Genomic DNA, 15,885 nt, shown 5'->3' with positions numbered 1-15,885 from the left:
CGCGGCGCCCCCTGCCCCACGTGCCGCGTCCGGTGCCGATGCCTGCGCGGGGCCGGGTCCCGGCACCGGGGTTCGGCGCGGCGGAACCCGCGCTGTCCACGGCAGGGGCACGCGCGACCAGCGGTACCGGTATCCGGTGAGGCCACTCTGGGACGGTTCCGCCCGGTCGGCCGGTGACGGCCGCGGCGTGCCGCGGATGATCCTCCGTTCGGGCGAGGGCGAGGGCGAGGGCGAGGGCGACGGCGTCCGGGGCGTTGCCACCGCGGGTCAGCGCGCGGGGGTCCGCCGTGCCGCCCTCGACCGGTGAACGCGGGTACGAGGAAGGACGGCCGCGGAAGCCGCCCGAGCGCCGCTCAGCCCGGGAACCGGCCGGTGGACCGCAGCTGCCAGCGCCGCTCGGCGTACGCCAGGTCGTCCCGCCACAACCGCCCCGCCGCGGCACGCATCACAGGACGCAGCAAGGGCGCGGCCCGGCGGACGGCGGCGAAACCCGGACGGTCCGAGGCGGCCACCACCGCCTCGATCACCGCGGTACGCGGCCGGCCGGCCTCGTCCGCGCCCAGCGGCGTGGCATGGGTCTCCACGACGGAACCCGCGCCCTCGCCCTCGGTGATGCGCATGACGACCGTGCGCGGCCCGGGCGCGGTGAACACGGCGCGAACCGGCACGACCAGCCGGCCCGCCACCTTGAAGGACACGTCCACCGTCAGCGCGTCCAGCGCGTCGTCCGCCGCACCGGCCCGGTCCCCGGGCGCGTCGACCACCCTGAGGTCGACGAACGAGTACGGGTGGAACCAGGCCCCGTGCCACGGATCGAGCCGGTTGGCCACCACGTCCTCGGGCTCACAGACACCCACGCCGGCGTAGACGGTGTCCACAGCGCCCGGCAGCCCGGGCCGCCGCGGTACGACCGGCGCGTCCAGCGGCTCCTCACCGCCCACCTCGTCCAGGCGCGCCCACACCAGCACCCCGTCGTCGTGCACCGGCAGCGGAGCCCAGCCCGCGTACGGGCGGCCGTCCAGCGCCAGCCCGTGCCAGTGGCACACCAGGGTGCCGCAGCGCACCGGGCTGTCCCGCAGCGGCGCTCCCAGGTGCGGGCAGACACCCGGGCCGCCCACGAGGCGCCCGTCAGGCCCTCGCCACACCACGACCTCCCGCCCCGCCACGGTCCGCGCCAGCTTGCCGTCGCCGCGCAGGGCGCGGGAGGCGCCGATCACGTACCAGTTCCCGGACGGGCGGGCCTGCGCCCGCTTCAGTGCTCCGGCGATCACCCCGGGCCGCGCCTCGCGCCAGGTGGGCCGCTGCCTCTCCCACGGCACGGCATTGCGGCGCAGCGACAGCAGCGGACGACGGCGGTTCACGCGACCTCCTCGGCGGAGCGGACGGCCGCCGCCGGTGAGAGCACGGCCGCGGGCAGGTCGCGGGCGCGCGCCGGCGGCCGGTGTCCGGCACCGGCCCGCACGCGCAGCCGGGCCGCCGCCACCCGCACCAGCCCGTCGGCGGCGACGACCGCCCTGCGCCGTCGCGGCACCACCGACCGCCGGTGCAGCACGGCCCAGCCGTCGCGGGCGACGGCGTCCAGGATGCCGCCGTACAGGACGGCCGCGGTGCGGATGCAGGGACGGGAGACCGGATCGAGCAGCTCGACACCCGGCATCGCCGCCCGGTACACCCTGCGGGTCAGCGTCTCGAACTCCCTGAGCGCGGCCGTGATCCGGCGGTCCCGGCGGCCCGTCGCGCGGCTGTGGGCCAGCAGCTCACGGTCGACGCCGTGACCGGCGAGCAGGTCGGCGGGCAGGTAGACGCGGCCGCGGTCCAGGTCCTCGCCGACGTCCCGCAGGAAGTTGCTCAACTGGAAGGCGACGCCGAGCGCCGCGGCGTACGGCTCGGCCTCCTCCCGCGGCACCACCGTGCCCAGCACCGGCAGCATCTGGAGCCCGATCACCGCGGCCGAGCCGTGCATGTAGGCGCACAGGTCCGCGTAGGTGGGGTAGGCGGTCACGCTCAGGTCGGAACGCATCGCGGTCATGAAGTCCCGGAAGTGGACGTGGTCGATGGCGTACCGGCGGGCGGTGTCGGCGAGGGCCTGCACGACGGGCTCCTCGCCGCCGCCCCGTCGCAGCCCCTCCTCCAGTTCCTCGTGGAGCCGGGTCAGCGCCTCGGCCCGGGCGTCGGCTCCGGCACCGGTGCCGAGGGAGTCGACGATGTCGTCGGCCCAGCGGGCGAAGCCGTACAGGGCGTGCACGGCCGGCCGGCGTTCGACGGGCAGCAGCCGCGTGGCGAGGAAGTAGGTCCTGCCGTGCCGCGCGTTCAGGGCGCGGCAGTGCCGGTAGGCCGCGCGCAGCGCCGGATCGGTGATCCCCGCCGCGTCCAGCTCTCGATCGGTCATCGGGTCCTGCCTTCGGTCGTGGGGGCAGCAGGGGCGGCCGGGGGGCTTGGTGGCGTCTCGGACCGTGCTGGGGCAGCCGGGGGACCCGGCGGGGACGACTGCGGTTCCTGCGGGCCGGCAGCCAGGCCGGGAGGTGGGTCGCACACGCGCGGTTCGGCCGCCGGTTCCGCTCCGCCGGAAGGGGACGCGGACGGGCCGGGGGAGCCGGCGGGGGGCCGGACGTCCGACCGGACGGGGCCACCGGCGGGGCGCGGGCGGGTGTTGCCGCGCCCGGGTGCCCCCGTGACGCGGGCCGCGGCCAGCTTCCCCGACAGCAGCACGGTGGGCACGCCCACGCCGGGTGTGGTGCCGCAGCCGGCGAGGACGGCGTTCTCGGTGCCGCGCACCAGGTTCCGCGGCCGGAACGGCCCCGTCTGCGCGAAGGTGTGCGCGGCCGAGAACGGGGTTCCGGCGGCGTGCCCCTGGGCGTGCCAGTCGGCCGGGGTGACCAGACACTCCGCCTCGACGGCGTCCGCGACGCCCTCCAGTCCGCGCCGCCCGAGTTCCCGCAGCAGCGCGTCCCGGTAGCGCGGGCCCAGGTCGGACCAGGCCGCCGCGTCCGGGCCGATGTCGGTGTTGGGGCAGGGGGCGAGGACGTAGTGCAGGTGGCGGCCCGGCGGCGCGAGGCCCGGATCGGTGGCGGTGGGGCGGGTGACGAGCAGCGACGGGTCGCTCATCAGCCGTCCGGCGCGGGTCAGTTCGTCGAACGTGGTGCGCCATGCCGCGCCGAACATGATCGTGTGGTGGGCGAGGCGGGGCCAGGTGCGGTCCGTGCCGACGTGCAGCACGACCGCCGAGGGCGAGTGGCGGAGCCGCAACGGCCGGCGCGGCCGGCGCCCGAGCAGCCGGTAGGCGACGGGCAGGTCCGGAGTGAGGACGACCGCGTCGCACGGGATGCGGCCCGCGTCGGTGACGACGGCCGTGACACGCTCGCCGGACCGCTCCAGACGGGTCACCCGCTGCCCGTACCGCAGCTCGGCGCCCGCCGCGGCGGCGGCGTCCGCCATCGCCCGCGGCAGGGCGTGCATGCCGCCCCGGGGGAAGTACACCCCCGCGACGGTGTCCATGTAGGCGATGACCGCGTAGGCCGCCAGCGCGCGGGCCGGGGGCACGCCCGCGTACAGCGCCTGGAAGGAGAACACCCGGCGCAGCCGCTCGTCGCTCAGGAACCGGCCGATCCGTGCGTCCAGGCGACCGAAGCCGCCGAGAGCGGCCAGCCGGGCGAGATCGGGGGTGAGCAGACCGAGCGGGGAGTCGAAGTTGGCGTCGATGAACCGGCGCATCTGCGCCCGGTACAGCCGCTCGAGCCAGTCGCGCAGCCGCCGGTAGCCCGCCGCCTCACCGGGGCCGGCGAAGCGCTCCACCTCCGCCGCCATCGCCTCCGCGCCGGTGTGCACGTCGAGGCTGCTGCCGTCCGCGAAGCAGGCCCGGTACGCCGGGTGCAGGGGGATCAGCTCGACCCGCTCGTACAGACTGTCCCCGACGGCGGCGAACGCCTCGTCGGCGAGGTCGGGCATGGTCAGCACGGTGGGTCCGGTGTCGACCCGGTAGCCCCCGAGGTCCAGGCGTCCGGCCCGGCCGCCGGGCAGCGCCTCGCACTCGACGACGGTGACCCGGCGTCCGGCGCCCAGCAGGTGCAAGGCCGCGGACAGTCCGGCGAGTCCGGCGCCCACGACCACCACGTGGTCGGTGCGCCCGGGCAGGGTGCGGGTCACCGGCCGCTCCCCGCGCCTCGGGGATGGGGGGCGTACGGACCCTGCCAGGACCGCGGCCGTACGGCGGCATCCCCGGGCCGCGCCCCGGCCGTGGCGAGCAGCAGAGCGCGCAACGGCGCCGCGCCCTCCGGGTCGAGCAGGGCGCGGTCGAAGTGCCGCAGCCCCTGCGCGGCGAGCCGGTCGACCTTGGTCTCCACGGTCGCGCGCGCACCCGTCGCGACGAGCACCTCCCGCACCTCGTCCAGGCCGGGCTCGGTGAGGGCCGCGTCACCGAGCCACCGGTCCAGCACGGCGAGCGCGGCGTCGTCACCGGCGGCCTCGGCCCGCGCGCGGGCGACCGCGACCAGATAGGTGGGCTTGCCCTCCCGGATGTCGCCGCCGCACGCCTTGCCTGTCTCCAGCGGGTCGCCGAAGACGTCGTCGAGGTCGTCGCGCAGCTGGAACGCCATGCCGACGCAGCGCCCGGCGTCGCACAGCCGGCGCAGCGTCCCGTCGTCCGCGCCCGCGACGGCGGCTCCCAGCGCGAGGGGCCGCTCGACCGAGTACAGGGCGCTCTTCAGGAGGGCGGCGCGCAGCACGCGGGCCAGGGACCGTGACGCGGTGATCTGGCCGTGCAGGTCCAGGTACTGGCCGGCCACCATCTCCGTGCGCATGTCGCTCCACAGCCGCCGCACCACCACCCCCGTCCACGCCGCCAGCGGGATCTCCGCCACCAGGTCGTCGGCCCAGGCCAGCGCCAGGTCCCCGGCGAGAACCGCCGCCGACTGCCCGAACCGCCGGGCCCGCTCGGGCCCCACCCGGTCCTCGTGCCCGGCGGTCAGGTCCGTGTGCAGCGTGGGCCGGCCCCGGCGCAGCGCGGCCCGGTCCATCACGTCGTCGTGGACCAGCGCGCACGTCTGGAGCAGCTCCAGCGCGCCGCCGATCCGCAGGGCCCTGCCCGCCGTGGCCGCGTCCCGGCCGGCGCAGGCCCGCGAGGCCCACCACACCAGCTGAGCGCGCGTGCGCTTGCCACCCTCCAGAGTGAAGCGTGTCACCCGTTCGGCGACGTCCTGAGCGAACAGCGGATCCGCCAGCCGTGCGCGGCGCACGCGCTCCGCCAGGGCGTGGCCGAGCACCCGGTCGACGGCTCCGGGCACGTCGGCGTCGATCCGGCGCACCTCCGCGGGCCCGGCCGGAAGCGGTCCGGCCGCCGCCGAGCACGCCCCGGTCCCGTCCCGCCCCGCGCCGTCACCGGCCACCGGCCCGTGGGCGGGCGAGGCCACGGCCGCCGTCGCGACCGGCCGCGGCGGCGAGGCCGCGCGGTGGTCCTCTGCGTGGGTAGGACGCATCCCGGTTCCCTCCGTCGTGTCTGTGTCCGTCGTCCCCGTAGGGACTGCTTCCGCGTGGGCGATGGGAACGGATGCGCGAACTCCCCAGGTGGTCGCGCGGCCGTCGGTGCTCCGCCCACTCCACCGTGCTGTGTCCGGCGCCCGTCCGCTCGCCGCCGGAGGTGCCCTGCATCCGCCCGGGTACACGATCCGGAACACCGGGCGGGGACATCCCCGTCGGACGGGCACCTCGCCGGCGCCGGTCCGGCACCGATGCGGGGTCCGCAGCGACGCGGGATGTCCGGACCGATCGGACCGGAAGAACACCGCACATGGGAGACGCCGTGCCGGAAGCGCGCGTGGCCGCCGTGGGCCCGGATGCGGCCGGACTGTCGCCGCCCACCGGCTCACCGGATCGTTCCCGGGCCGTGGACGCCCTCCTCGACGCCCGGCGGACGCGCCGCGGGGTCCGCCGCGGCCGGCACAGGGGACCCGGTGTCACGGGACGGTGCGCCCACCGGCCGCACGACCGGAGGCAGGACGCAAGGACCCCACGTCAGGGCGCCGCGTGCCGGCGGACGCGACCTGCGGACCCGGACCCTGCCGGCCCGAACCGGTGCCGCCCGGGGCCCGACGTGCGAGGTCGGAGGGGGAGCGGGTGCCCGCGGTGGGTCAGTAGAGTGGTGGCAGCAAGCGAGGGAGGGGTAGTGAGAGCGCCGCGCACTCTGGCGACCCTGGACGAGGTCGATACGGGTGATCACGTCTGTCAGCTGCTGGATCCCGCCGAGGACGTCATCGACCGCAGCCGGGCCTTCGTCGCGGACGGTGAGCTGCACGGCGACAAGGTGGTGATCGTCGGTCCGATGCTCAAGGCCGGCAGCGAGTTCGCGCGGCTCGTACTCGATCCCGCCCGGCTGGGCGGTTCCCTCCTGGCCGCGGTCCGCCGCGAGGCGGCCACCGCCGACCGGCAGGGGTTCCGTTCCCTCCGGGTCCTGCATCACGTCGGTCCCGGATGCTGCGCGGCGCGGACCGACGAACTGCTGCGCAGCGAACTCGACCTGGAGGAGTTCGCCGCCGACACCGGAGCCCTGGTGGTCTGCGCCTACCACGCCGCCGACTGGGACCTTCCCGCCCTCCAGCGACTCGGGTGCGTGCATCCCCACCGGCTGGGCAGTCCTGCGGTATCGCCCGCGTTCCGGGTGTTCCGGGCGGGGAAGGAAGGCTGGGCGGTGACCGGGATCGTCGACGGCGACGGCGCGGACGCCTTCAGTGCCGTCCTGTGCGCCCTCCTGGCCCAGACCGACACGGTGCGCCTGTTCTGCCACGCCCTGGAGTTCTTCGACGCGTCCGGGATGAGTGCCCTGGCCGACGCCGCAAGGCACCTTCCGGATCGCAAGGTCGTCCTGGAGGGCGCCAACGACACCGTGCGGCTGGCCTGGGAGCTGTCCGGCTTCGCCGTTCCCGACATCCCGGTGGTGATGACACCGTGACGACCTACCCCGCGCCCGCCCCCGCCGCGGCCGGTTCCGGATACCGGCACGAGCTGTACCCGTACTCCGGGAAGGACGAGTTCGTCGAGGGCACGGCACGTTTCATCCGGGACGCGCTCGACGGGGGCGAGGCCGTCGTGGTGGCCGTCCCGCAGGACAAGGCTTCCCTGCTGCGTGCCGAGATCGAGGACGACGCCGTGCGCTACGTCGACACCAGCCGGGTGGCGCACCATCCGGGCAGGCTGATCGCCGCCTGGCAGGAGTGGCTCCAGGAGCACGTCTCGGAGGGGCGGCCCGTCCGGGGGATCGGCGAATCGCCCTGGGACGCTGTCCGGGGCCAGGCCGAGGTCCAGGAACTGCGGTACCACGAGTGGCTGCTCAACAAGGCGTTCGCCCAGGGGCCGGCCTGGTGGCTGCTGTGCCCCTACGACACCGCGCACGACGAGGACGGGCTGGCGCAGATGGCCCGTTGCCATCCCGAGATGCGCGAGAACGGCCGCACCATCCGGTCCGAGACGTACGACTCGCAGGCGCCGTACCGCTTCACCCCTCTCACCGGCGCCTGTGATCCGTACGACGAGTTCGCCTACACCAAGGGCGAGCTGTCCTCCGTGCGCGAGAAGATCACCGCCTGCGCCGAAGAGCACGGTCTGACGGGCCGGCGCCTGCGCGAACTGCACCTCGCCGCCACGGAGGTGGCGAGCAACAGCATCCGCCACGGCGGCGGACAGGGCGTGCTGCGCACCTGGAGCGAGGACCGTCGGCTCGTGTGCGAGTTCCGCGACGCCGGCTACATCGACGACCCCCTGGCCGGACGGAGAAGGCCGCAACCCCGGCAGGCGGGCGGACGCGGCCTGTGGCTGGTCCAGCAGCTCTGCGACCTCGTGGAGATCAGGTCCACACCGCAGGAGGGCACCACGATACGCCTCCACACCGCGCTGCCCGAGTGATCCGGGGATCCCGCCCGGCCCCGAACCCGTCCCTGTAATCTGCACGGGAAGCCGAGTCGTCGCCGACAGCAGGCACGCGGGGCGGAACGACGGGTAGGCGTACGACAGCGCCCACACACAGGGCGGTACAAGGCGAACGGCCAAGTTGGGAGCACGTCACCCATGCTCACCGTGCGGATGCGGGGCGAGGACACGACAGTCGCACAATTGCCGGAGGAGATCGACTACGACACCGCCTCACTCATCGGTGCCCAGTGCGAGGACCTGATCCGGCAGGGCTGCACCACCCTGGTACTGGACGGGTCCCGCGTCGAGTACCTCGACTCGTCGGGTGTCAGCATGTTCCTGGCGCTGTGGCGCATACTCGACGCCCGCACCGGCACCCTGCGCCTCGCCGCCTTCAACGCCCACCACCGCCAGGTGTGGAAGTTCCTCGGCCTGGACACGTTGCTCCCCTTCTTCCCCACCGCGGACGCCGCCCTCGCGGCCCCCGCCCCGCAGGCCGGCCTGGACCGAAGCCAGGACGCGGGCTGACGGCGGCAGCGCCGGCCGGGCGGAGCTCACCGGCCCCGCCCCCGTCACCAGAGGAACGCATCACGGTCCGGCCGGACCCGGTCGACCAGGTCAAGTGGGGGCGACGGGGTCGGGCAGAATCTGACCGTGACTCATCAGAAGGGGAGACCGGTACAGCGGGCAGCCTTGCCGGCCGTAGTGGCCCTCGTGCTCGCGGCCCTGTCCGGATGCTCCCAGGAGGGGCCCTGCGCCGGCTACGACGTCGTCTCCGGCGTCGGCGTGATGTTCGACCGCAAGGGGTACGTCGATCTCGCGGGCGGTTCCTACGAACTGTGCGCCCGGGGCGAGTGCGTGAGGGGCGAACTGCCCCGCCGGGAGCGCATCACGCATGTGAGTCTTCCGCTGCCGCACGACGTGGACCCCGACTCCGGTCCGGTCCGGTTCCGGGTCACCCGCCAGGGTGAGATCAGACCCATGATCGACGCGTCCGTCGACGTGCGGCTCATCCGCCAGACCGACGGCTGCGGCAGCAGCGCCTACAACCGCGGCCTGGCCTTCAGCAAGGAGCAGGGCCTGGCGACGAGGGTCCCGAAGGCGGTGGGGGACGCCTGGAGCAGACAGGTCGGATCGCAGGCCACAGTAGACCCCGATCCGCCTTCGGAGTGATCCCGCCACCCAGTGGCGTCGCCAACGGCCCGACGACCCGTTCCGGCCCGGAGGTCAGGCCGTGGCCTGCACGAGCCGCTTCATACCGGGCTCATCGGTCACACAGCCCACCAGACCGAGCGCCCGGGCCAGCGCCAGGTCCCGCTCGTCGTTGACCGTCCACGCCATCACGTCGATGCCGGCCGCACGGCACTTCCCCACGATGGCCTGGTTCAGCTGGCGCAAGTCCACGCTGACCAGACTGGAACCGACCTTCTGGGCGCGCTCGACGAAGGTGTCACGGTGCGCGCTGGCGCCCGCCACCAGCACGGTGCGGGCCTGCGGCAGCAGGTTGTGGATTTCGGTCAGCGCAGCGTCGTGGAACGACAGCACCGACACACGGTCCAGCAGGTCACGGTCGGCGAGCACCTTGGCCAGCGACCGGGCAGCGGCCACGTCCTTGATCTCCGCCTGGATCGGCAGCGTCGGCCCGACCGCGTCCAGCACCTCCCCGAACGTGGGGATCCGCTCGCCGAGACCGGCATCGAGCTCCTTGAGCCTGCGCAACTCCTGGTCAGCGATCCGACCCGTGCCGTCCGTCGTACGGTCCAGGGTCTCGTCGTGCATGACGACCAACTCGCCGTCACTGCTCAGATGCAGGTCCAGTTCGATGCCGTCCAGCCCCTCACGCTCGGCCCGCAGAAAGGAACGCAAGGTGTTCTCCGGCTCGGCGGCCATGACACCGCGGTGGCCGATGGTGAAGAAAGACACTCTGTCGCCGTCCTTCGATGTGATGACCCGGGCAGCCGCACGAGCGCCGTACCCGGCTGCCCGCCAGCACGCCCAAGCCTAACGGCCCCCACCCGGCCGCACGTTCCCACCCACCCGGATGCCGGTGTCCCTGGCCTCGCGCGTGAACCGGCTCAGCAGGACGGCCTGACCACCGTCGACCAGCAGGGCCGAGTGGCCACCGCCGGAGGCCGGGTCTAGCGTGGGCAACGTGCCGCGGGCTCCCCCGTAGACCGAAGAAGTGGGATCCCCGGGAAGGGAGGTCGGCATGCTCCCTACGCACCACCGGACCACGACGATCGCCGGCCAACAGGTGTTCTACCGTGAGGCGGGCCCGAGCGAAGCGCCGGTGGTTCTGCTCCTGCACGGGTTTCCCAGCAGTTCCCACATGTTCCGCCACCTGATCCCCGCGCTCGCCGATCGCTATCACGTGATCGCCACCGACCACATCGGGTTCGGCCAGTCCTCGATGCCCGCGGTCGACGCGTTCGACTACACCTTCGACCACCTGGCCGACATCACCGCCGGGCTGCTCGACGAGCTGGGGATCAGCCGCTTCTCGCTCTACGTGCACGACTATGGCGCCCCGATCGGCTGGCGGCTGGCCGTGAACCCCGCCTACGAGGTGACGGCCGTCGTCTCGCAGAGCGGCAACGCGTACATGGAGGGCTTCGCCACCCCCTTCTGGGACGACCTGTTCGCGTACGCCACGTCACCCGGACCGGAGACCGAGCCCGGCGCGCGGGCGAAGTTCAGCGCCAAGACCACGCGCTGGCAGTACGAGAACGGGGCCGACGACGCGAGCCTGGTCAGCCCGGACACCTGGCTGCACGACCAGACCCTGCTGGACCGCCCGGGCAACGACCAGGTCCAGCTGGCACTGTTCCGGGACTACCCGACCAACATCGAGGGCTATCCGCGGCTCCAGGAGCACTTCCGTACCAGCAAGGTGCCGCTGCTCGCGGTCTGGGGCGAACGCGACGAGATCTTCGGACCGGACGGCGCTCGGGCCTTCTCCCGTGACCTGCCGGACGCCGAAGTCCATCTGCTGCCGGCCGGTCACTTCGCCCTGGAGACGCATCTCGACGCCATCAGCGGCTACATCCACGGATTCCTCGGCCGTGTCCTCAGCTGAGGCGCGCCGGGAGCGGGACCCCGAACAAGGAGGGCGAGCGGTGGCGACCTTGGTCGCGGTCAACGTGGGAATGCCGAAAGACGTGCCCTGGCACGGCAGGACCGTGTACACCGGCGTGTACAAACAGACCGTCTCCGGGCCGCGGATGGTGCGGCGGCTCAACATCGACGGAGACGGTCAGGGCGACCTCGGCGGACACGGCGGGGAGATGCGGGCCGTGCTGGTCTACCAGCTCGAGTCCTACCGCTTCTGGTCGCGCAGACTCGGACGCGACGACCTGACGCCCGGAAGCTTCGGCGAGAACTTCACCGTGGACGGGCTCCCCGACAACGAGGTGTGCATCGGTGACCGGTACCGCATCGGCGGGGCCCTGTTCGAGGTCTCACAGCCCAGGGTGACGTGTTACCGGGTCGGCCTGCGCATGGGGGAGCCGCAGATGGCGGCGCTGCTGGTGGCCCATCACCGGCCCGGTTTCTACCTGCGTGTCATAGAGGAGGGGGAGGTGGAGGCCGGGCAGGAGATCGTCAGGGTCTCCACCGGCCCGGAAGCGATGACCGTCGAAGAGATCGACTCGGTCCTCTACCTCCCCGGACACACGCGCGAGCAGGTGGAACGGGCTCTGCGCATCCCCGCCCTCAGCCCGGGCTGGCAGGGGTCGATGCGCGCGCTCCTGGAGCAGGCGGAACGGGGGCCCGGCCCGGCGTCGGGCAGCGCCGGCCTCACGGCGGCATCCAGCGCCCCGCCCCCCGCGTGGACCGGCTTCCGCCCCCTCACGATCACGGACGTCCGGCCCGAGAGCGACAACGTCATCAGCCTGTCCCTGGCCGCAGCCGAGGGCTCCGCCCTGCCGGCCGCCCTGCCCGGACAGTTCCTGACCGTGCGCATACGGCCCGAGGAGGACGGGCCACCGCTGATTCGCAGCTACTCGCTGTCCGGCCGGCCCGGCACGGGGACGTACCGGATCAGCGTGAAGGTGGAACCCCATGGCGTCGCGAGCACCTATCTGCGCGCACACGCCCGCGCCGGTGGCAGCCTGGACATCGCCGCGCCCCGCGGCACGTTCTGCCTGTCCGAGGGTGACCGTCCGGTGGTCCTCGTGTCCGCCGGGGTAGGCGTGACGCCCGTGCTGGCCATGCTGCACGCGCTGGCGGGTGCCCGCTCCCGACGGCAGGTGTGGTGGCTGCACGGCGCCCGCAACGGCAGGGAGCATCCCTTCGCCCAGGAGAGCCGCGCCCTGCTGGACAGCCTGGACCACGCGCGGTCGATCGTCTACTACAGCAGACCGAACGCCGAGGACCGGCAGGGCGAGGACTACGCGCAGGCGGGACGCCTGACCGGCGAGCGGCTTGTCGGCATGGGTCTGCCCACCGATGCCGACGCCTACATCTGCGGGCCGGTGACCTTCATGGACGAGGTCACCGACGCCCTGGTCAAGGCGGGCCTGGAAGCATCGCGCGTGCACACCGAGAGCTTCGGCTCCGGCCCGTCGATCACTCCCGGCATCAAGGGCGCGCCGCCGGCCATGGCGCCGCACCAGCCCGCCGGCCCGGCCGGCACCGGCCCTTCCGTCTCGTTCACACGCAGCGGGCTGACCGTCGCGTGGGACGACACCCGCGCCTCCCTGCTCGAACTCGCCGAAGCCTGCGACGTCCCGGTCCAGTGGTCGTGCCGTACCGGTGTGTGCCACACATGCGAACTCGCCCTGATGTCGGGGAGCGTGGACTACTCACCCGATCCCGTCGAGCCGCCGGGCGACGGGAACATCCTCATCTGCTGCTCCAAACCCGCTCAGGACGTCGTCCTGGACCTTTAGGGCCTCTCGTCCGGATCAGGCGAAAGACCCCAGCGCCCCCCGCCCGGTTCGCTTCAGTCCCGGCGGTCGCCGTCCGGTGCGGTCGCGGCACGGTCGGCCCGTCCGCCGGTGCCCAGGCTGCCCGTGGCACGCAGGGGCCGTCCGGCGTCCCAGCGGGGCAGATGGTGCCGGGCCAGCCGCAGTACCACGGGCGGCAGGGCCCAGCGCACGGGCTGGACGAGGCGCAGCCACGCCGGGACGTAGACGGCGGTGCTGCGGCGCTCGACGGCGCGCGCCAGCCGGGCGGCGACCGCGTCCGCCGGACGGATGTCCCGGACGCCGGGGGGCATGTGCACGCGCAGTTCGCGCAGGGCCGCGAAGTCCTCGGCTTCGCGGATCATGTCGGTGTCCGCCCAGGCGGGATAGGCGACGCCCACCGCGATCCCCTCGTGTGCCACCTCGGCCTGAAGGGCGTGGGCGAAGGCTTCCACACCCGCTTTGGAGGCACAGTAGGCGCTCATCATCGGGGTGGCCCCGAGTGACGCGAGCGACGCGACCTGGAGGAAGTAGCCCGCCGTCGCCCTCAGGTCGGGCAGGAAGGCCCGCGCCGTCTGGGCACTGCCCGTCACGTTCACATCGATGACGCGGCGCCATGAGGCGGGGTCCGACCTCGCGAAGGGGCCTCCTTCGGCGATTCCCGCGTTCGCCACGACCGCCGACGGCCGGCCGAGGCGTCCGCGGACCTCGCCTGCCGCAGCGTCCAGAGCGGAGCTGTCGGTGACGTCGACTTCGAGCGCCAGCGCCGGCGTGGGCAGGGAGGCCGCCAATGCGTCCAGTCCGGGCCCTTCATGGCCGAGAAGTGCCAGGTGTGCCCCCCGCCGGGCCAGTTCGTGCGCCAGTGCCGCTCCCAGTCCGCGTGCGGCTCCGGTGATCACGACGGTCCGGCCCTGGAGCGGGCTCGCCCTCACGTGCTGTCCCTTCGTCGGTGGTCCCGGCTCGCGCCCGGCCGGCCGAACCGGTCCGCCGACGGTGTCTGCTGGGCCGGCGCGCCGCCCGAGGGGTTCCTCCCAGCCTCGGAGAGCGGACGCACCGGTGTCCATTCGGGCGATTCGAGCCAGCGGGTAGAGATGTGCACACCGTCGGCCGGCCGGCCTCCCGACATCGCGGCGGCGGCCAGGCAGAAGCGGACCCACATGTTGAGCTGGATCTCCTTCGCCAGGCGCAGGTGCGAGTACAGGAGGTGCACCAGGCGGCTGCCGGGGCACGCCCAGAGCTCGATCTCGAACACCAGCAGGCCGTCCTCCTCCCGCGCGCGGAAATGCACCTGACCTGCCTCCATGTGACCGCGCAGGGTCACCAGGCGCAGGCTGCTGACGTCACGATGGGCGACCTTGACGGGGCCGTTCCAGGGCCCTGGCATCTCCACCAGCACCTCGTCCCCGACGTCCAGACCGTGGTCACGGAGCTCACCGGTGTGGATGTCGACCACCTCGGAGGGCACGAAGCCCTTGAAATCGCGGCAGACCCATGTGATGAGCCGGTCCGGAGCGACGTCGGTATCGGCGATGCGCACGCGGAAGAGGCGGTGGAACAGGGGGCCGTAGCCGTCCTGTGCGCGTTGCACCCGGCTGTCCACCACTGCGGGCGGCAGCCGCGGTGGGAGGTCCGTCTCGTCACCGTGGCACTCGCCGCCCCGGTACAGAGGCGTCGTCTCCCACAGGTAGCGCCACGAGACCAGCGCTGTGCCCAGGAGCCACCGCGAGAGCACGGCCAGCGTCCGAGAACCGCTTGGAGACGTCATCCCCGGCCCCTTCGACTCCGTATGAAACCGCGGCAAAAGGTCTATACCCTGATACAAGCGCACTTTCTCGAAAAATGCTGACACAAGGAAGCGATACCGGAGGTCCCCATGGTGGTCCGGCTCCTGCGCCGTGCAGGTGTGCGGAGTAGTCATCTGCACCTGGTCTCGCTCGCCTCCGTGGGCCTCTGCGTGACGTTGTGGGTGCGCGCGAAGACCGTCGACCAGGAGCAGCGGGGGAACGCCGAGCGGCGCGCGCTCTTCGTGGGTCTGTGGCCGCCGACGCTGTGGCTGATCGGCGACTCGCTCGAAGGCTCCGAATGAGTTCCTTGGGCGACCGGGTCTTCGGACGGCCCGACGCCGTACAGGTGTGGCGGGGCCTCGCCGACGCGCGCGTCAACTACTCGCTCGACGAGGTGCGCCGACCGTCCTGGAACATCGACGTCCACCGCACCGCGCTGCCGGCGGAGCGACCGGGCCCGCCGGAACCGGGAGGCTCCTGGGAACGGGCCTGCCGCCTGGTCCGCGACTACGAGTTCTCGCCGCCGGAGATCGTGCGCGCGCTGTACGACCCCGCCGCACCCCTGCTCGGCCGCGACATGCTGCTGGAGGCGCGGTTCCACGGCATGTACTTCTACTGCGGTGTGCGCGTCACCGGGGTGGTGGACGAGGTGCGCGACGGGACCGACCGCGTCTGGGGATGGGCCTACGAGACCCTGGAGGGCCACCTGGAACGCGGCCGGGCCACCTATGAGGTGGTGAAACGACAGGACACCGGCGAGGTGCTGTTCGTCGTCTCGTGCCATTCGCAGGGCGCCCCCACCCTGAACCGGATCACCTCCCTCGGGTGGCGCCTGTTCGGCCGCCGCACCCAGCTGCGGTTCTACCGCAGGTGTGCCGCACGGCTGCGCCTGTTCGTCGAGGCCGAACTCGGCGGCCGTGAGCCGCTGCCCGGCCGGGCCCCGGCAGTCGGGCGGCTGGTGTGGGCACCCTCCGACACGAGGACGCACCACAGGGACGCGCTGGCGATCCACCGGGTCGCCCCCGGCTGAGGCTCATCGCCGGATCGGGCGAGCCTTCGTCGTACGCAACGGTGACCGGGGTATCCGGATCGCATGTCAAAGCCCTTGCGCAGAGCATGCGTTGTCCTGGCGATGTACGTGCTGCTGGCTGTGATGATCCGGTTCGGCGGGGGTGGTGCCGGCTGGGGTCCGGCCTTGCTGGGCGCCCTCGTGATGACGCCGCTCGCGCTGTGGATGACCTGGTTGCGTCGCCGTGTCCGGGAACGGGCACAGGAGTGGGGACGGCGACGGTTTCGGCCCT

General features: G+C 73.4%; 15 protein-coding genes. 8 read left to right on the top strand and 7 right to left on the bottom strand.

Going from position 1 to position 15,885, the window contains the following annotated elements; translation table 11 throughout:
• Nucleotides 1–353: 353 nt before the first annotated feature.
• Genes AB0946_RS28325 through AB0946_RS28310 form a run of 4 tightly spaced genes read right to left on the bottom strand, consistent with a single transcriptional unit; the run spans nucleotide 354 to nucleotide 5,471 of the window.
• Complete coding sequence (locus AB0946_RS28325) at nucleotides 354–1,361, bottom strand: DUF5914 domain-containing protein (protein WP_366763483.1); 1,008 nt, start codon at nucleotides 1,359–1,361, stop codon at nucleotides 354–356.
• Nucleotides 1,358–2,389: a phytoene/squalene synthase family protein gene (locus AB0946_RS28320; RefSeq protein ID WP_366763482.1), complete on the bottom strand. Its 1,032-nt coding sequence runs from the start codon at nucleotides 2,387–2,389 to the stop codon at nucleotides 1,358–1,360. The genes AB0946_RS28325 and AB0946_RS28320 overlap by 4 nt, the downstream gene beginning before the upstream one ends.
• On the bottom strand, nucleotides 2,386–4,143 hold the full coding sequence (gene crtI / locus AB0946_RS28315; protein ID WP_366763481.1) for a phytoene desaturase family protein: 1,758 nt from the start codon (nucleotides 4,141–4,143) through the stop codon (nucleotides 2,386–2,388). Before crtI ends, AB0946_RS28320 begins: the two co-directional genes overlap by 4 nt.
• A complete protein-coding gene (locus tag AB0946_RS28310) occupies nucleotides 4,140–5,471 on the bottom strand; it encodes a polyprenyl synthetase family protein (protein ID WP_366763480.1) in 1,332 nt (443 codons plus the stop codon). The genes crtI and AB0946_RS28310 overlap by 4 nt, the downstream gene beginning before the upstream one ends.
• A 686-nt stretch (nucleotides 5,472–6,157) precedes the next feature.
• Between AB0946_RS28310 and AB0946_RS28305 the strand changes: the two genes are divergently transcribed.
• From AB0946_RS28305 to AB0946_RS28290, 4 genes are all read left to right on the top strand, one after another.
• Nucleotides 6,158–6,940 carry an MEDS domain-containing protein gene (locus AB0946_RS28305; RefSeq protein ID WP_366763479.1) on the top strand — a complete coding sequence of 261 codons (783 nt, stop codon included), beginning with the start codon at nucleotides 6,158–6,160 and terminating at the stop codon, nucleotides 6,938–6,940.
• Nucleotides 6,937–7,890 carry a sensor histidine kinase gene (locus AB0946_RS28300; protein ID WP_366763477.1) on the top strand — a complete coding sequence of 318 codons (954 nt, stop codon included), beginning with the start codon at nucleotides 6,937–6,939 and terminating at the stop codon, nucleotides 7,888–7,890. Before AB0946_RS28305 ends, AB0946_RS28300 begins: the two co-directional genes overlap by 4 nt.
• A gap of 162 nt (nucleotides 7,891–8,052) precedes the next feature.
• Nucleotides 8,053–8,424 carry an STAS domain-containing protein gene (locus AB0946_RS28295; protein ID WP_366763476.1) on the top strand — a complete coding sequence of 124 codons (372 nt, stop codon included), beginning with the start codon at nucleotides 8,053–8,055 and terminating at the stop codon, nucleotides 8,422–8,424.
• A gap of 165 nt (nucleotides 8,425–8,589) precedes the next feature.
• The gene (locus AB0946_RS28290; RefSeq protein ID WP_366763475.1) at nucleotides 8,590–9,069 is read left to right on the top strand and encodes a hypothetical protein; all 480 of its coding nucleotides are present in this window, start codon (nucleotides 8,590–8,592) and stop codon (nucleotides 9,067–9,069) included.
• A 54-nt stretch (nucleotides 9,070–9,123) separates the two neighbouring features.
• Here AB0946_RS28290 and AB0946_RS28285 read toward each other — a convergent pair whose 3' ends face one another.
• A complete protein-coding gene (locus AB0946_RS28285; RefSeq protein WP_366763474.1) occupies nucleotides 9,124–9,819 on the bottom strand; it encodes a glycerophosphodiester phosphodiesterase family protein in 696 nt (231 codons plus the stop codon).
• A 286-nt stretch (nucleotides 9,820–10,105) separates the two neighbouring features.
• Here AB0946_RS28285 and AB0946_RS28280 point away from each other — a divergent pair, with 286 nt between their 5' ends.
• Together AB0946_RS28280 and AB0946_RS28275 are read left to right on the top strand one after the other, a co-directional pair.
• Complete coding sequence (locus AB0946_RS28280; protein ID WP_366763473.1) at nucleotides 10,106–10,972, top strand: alpha/beta fold hydrolase; 867 nt, start codon at nucleotides 10,106–10,108, stop codon at nucleotides 10,970–10,972.
• Nucleotides 10,973–11,012: 40 nt separating this feature from the next.
• Nucleotides 11,013–12,785: an MOSC and FAD-binding oxidoreductase domain-containing protein gene (locus AB0946_RS28275; RefSeq protein ID WP_366763472.1), complete on the top strand. Its 1,773-nt coding sequence runs from the start codon at nucleotides 11,013–11,015 to the stop codon at nucleotides 12,783–12,785.
• A gap of 53 nt (nucleotides 12,786–12,838) precedes the next feature.
• Here AB0946_RS28275 and AB0946_RS28270 read toward each other — a convergent pair whose 3' ends face one another.
• On the bottom strand, nucleotides 12,839–13,732 hold the full coding sequence (locus tag AB0946_RS28270) for an SDR family oxidoreductase (RefSeq protein ID WP_366763471.1): 894 nt from the start codon (nucleotides 13,730–13,732) through the stop codon (nucleotides 12,839–12,841).
• Nucleotides 13,729–14,565: a DUF1990 domain-containing protein gene (locus tag AB0946_RS28265; RefSeq protein ID WP_366763469.1), complete on the bottom strand. Its 837-nt coding sequence runs from the start codon at nucleotides 14,563–14,565 to the stop codon at nucleotides 13,729–13,731. The genes AB0946_RS28270 and AB0946_RS28265 overlap by 4 nt, the downstream gene beginning before the upstream one ends.
• 108 nt (nucleotides 14,566–14,673) lie before the next feature.
• Between AB0946_RS28265 and AB0946_RS28260 the strand changes: the two genes are divergently transcribed.
• Both AB0946_RS28260 and AB0946_RS28255 read left to right on the top strand, forming a co-directional pair.
• Complete coding sequence (locus AB0946_RS28260) at nucleotides 14,674–14,886, top strand: hypothetical protein (RefSeq protein ID WP_366763468.1); 213 nt, start codon at nucleotides 14,674–14,676, stop codon at nucleotides 14,884–14,886.
• Entirely contained in the window at nucleotides 14,883–15,614 is a 732-nt protein-coding gene (locus AB0946_RS28255; protein ID WP_366763467.1) for a DUF1990 family protein, read from the top strand. Before AB0946_RS28260 ends, AB0946_RS28255 begins: the two co-directional genes overlap by 4 nt.
• The last annotated feature ends 271 nt before the right edge of the window (nucleotides 15,615–15,885 follow it).

Origin of the sequence: Streptomyces sp. NPDC046870 (assembly GCF_040704595.1) — a bacterium.
GTDB lineage: Bacteria > Actinomycetota > Actinomycetes > Streptomycetales > Streptomycetaceae > Streptomyces > Streptomyces argyrophylli.
Note: the sequence above shows the minus strand (reverse complement) of the source record. Positions and strands in the feature narration are given on the sequence as shown.

Excerpts from the sequence above, each read along its gene's own strand:
- AB0946_RS28310 (WP_366763480.1), bottom strand. The coding sequence starts at position 5,471 with ATGCGTCCTACCCACGCAGAGGACCACCGCGCGGCCTCGCCGCCGCGG.
- AB0946_RS28295 (WP_366763476.1), top strand. The coding sequence starts at position 8,053 with ATGCTCACCGTGCGGATGCGGGGCGAGGACACGACAGTCGCACAATTG.
- AB0946_RS28280 (WP_366763473.1), top strand. The coding sequence starts at position 10,106 with ATGCTCCCTACGCACCACCGGACCACGACGATCGCCGGCCAACAGGTG.
- AB0946_RS28260 (WP_366763468.1), top strand. The coding sequence starts at position 14,674 with ATGGTGGTCCGGCTCCTGCGCCGTGCAGGTGTGCGGAGTAGTCATCTG.
- AB0946_RS28320 (WP_366763482.1), bottom strand. The coding sequence starts at position 2,389 with ATGACCGATCGAGAGCTGGACGCGGCGGGGATCACCGATCCGGCGCTG.
- AB0946_RS28265 (WP_366763469.1), bottom strand. The coding sequence starts at position 14,565 with ATGACGTCTCCAAGCGGTTCTCGGACGCTGGCCGTGCTCTCGCGGTGG.
- AB0946_RS28255 (WP_366763467.1), top strand. The coding sequence starts at position 14,883 with ATGAGTTCCTTGGGCGACCGGGTCTTCGGACGGCCCGACGCCGTACAG.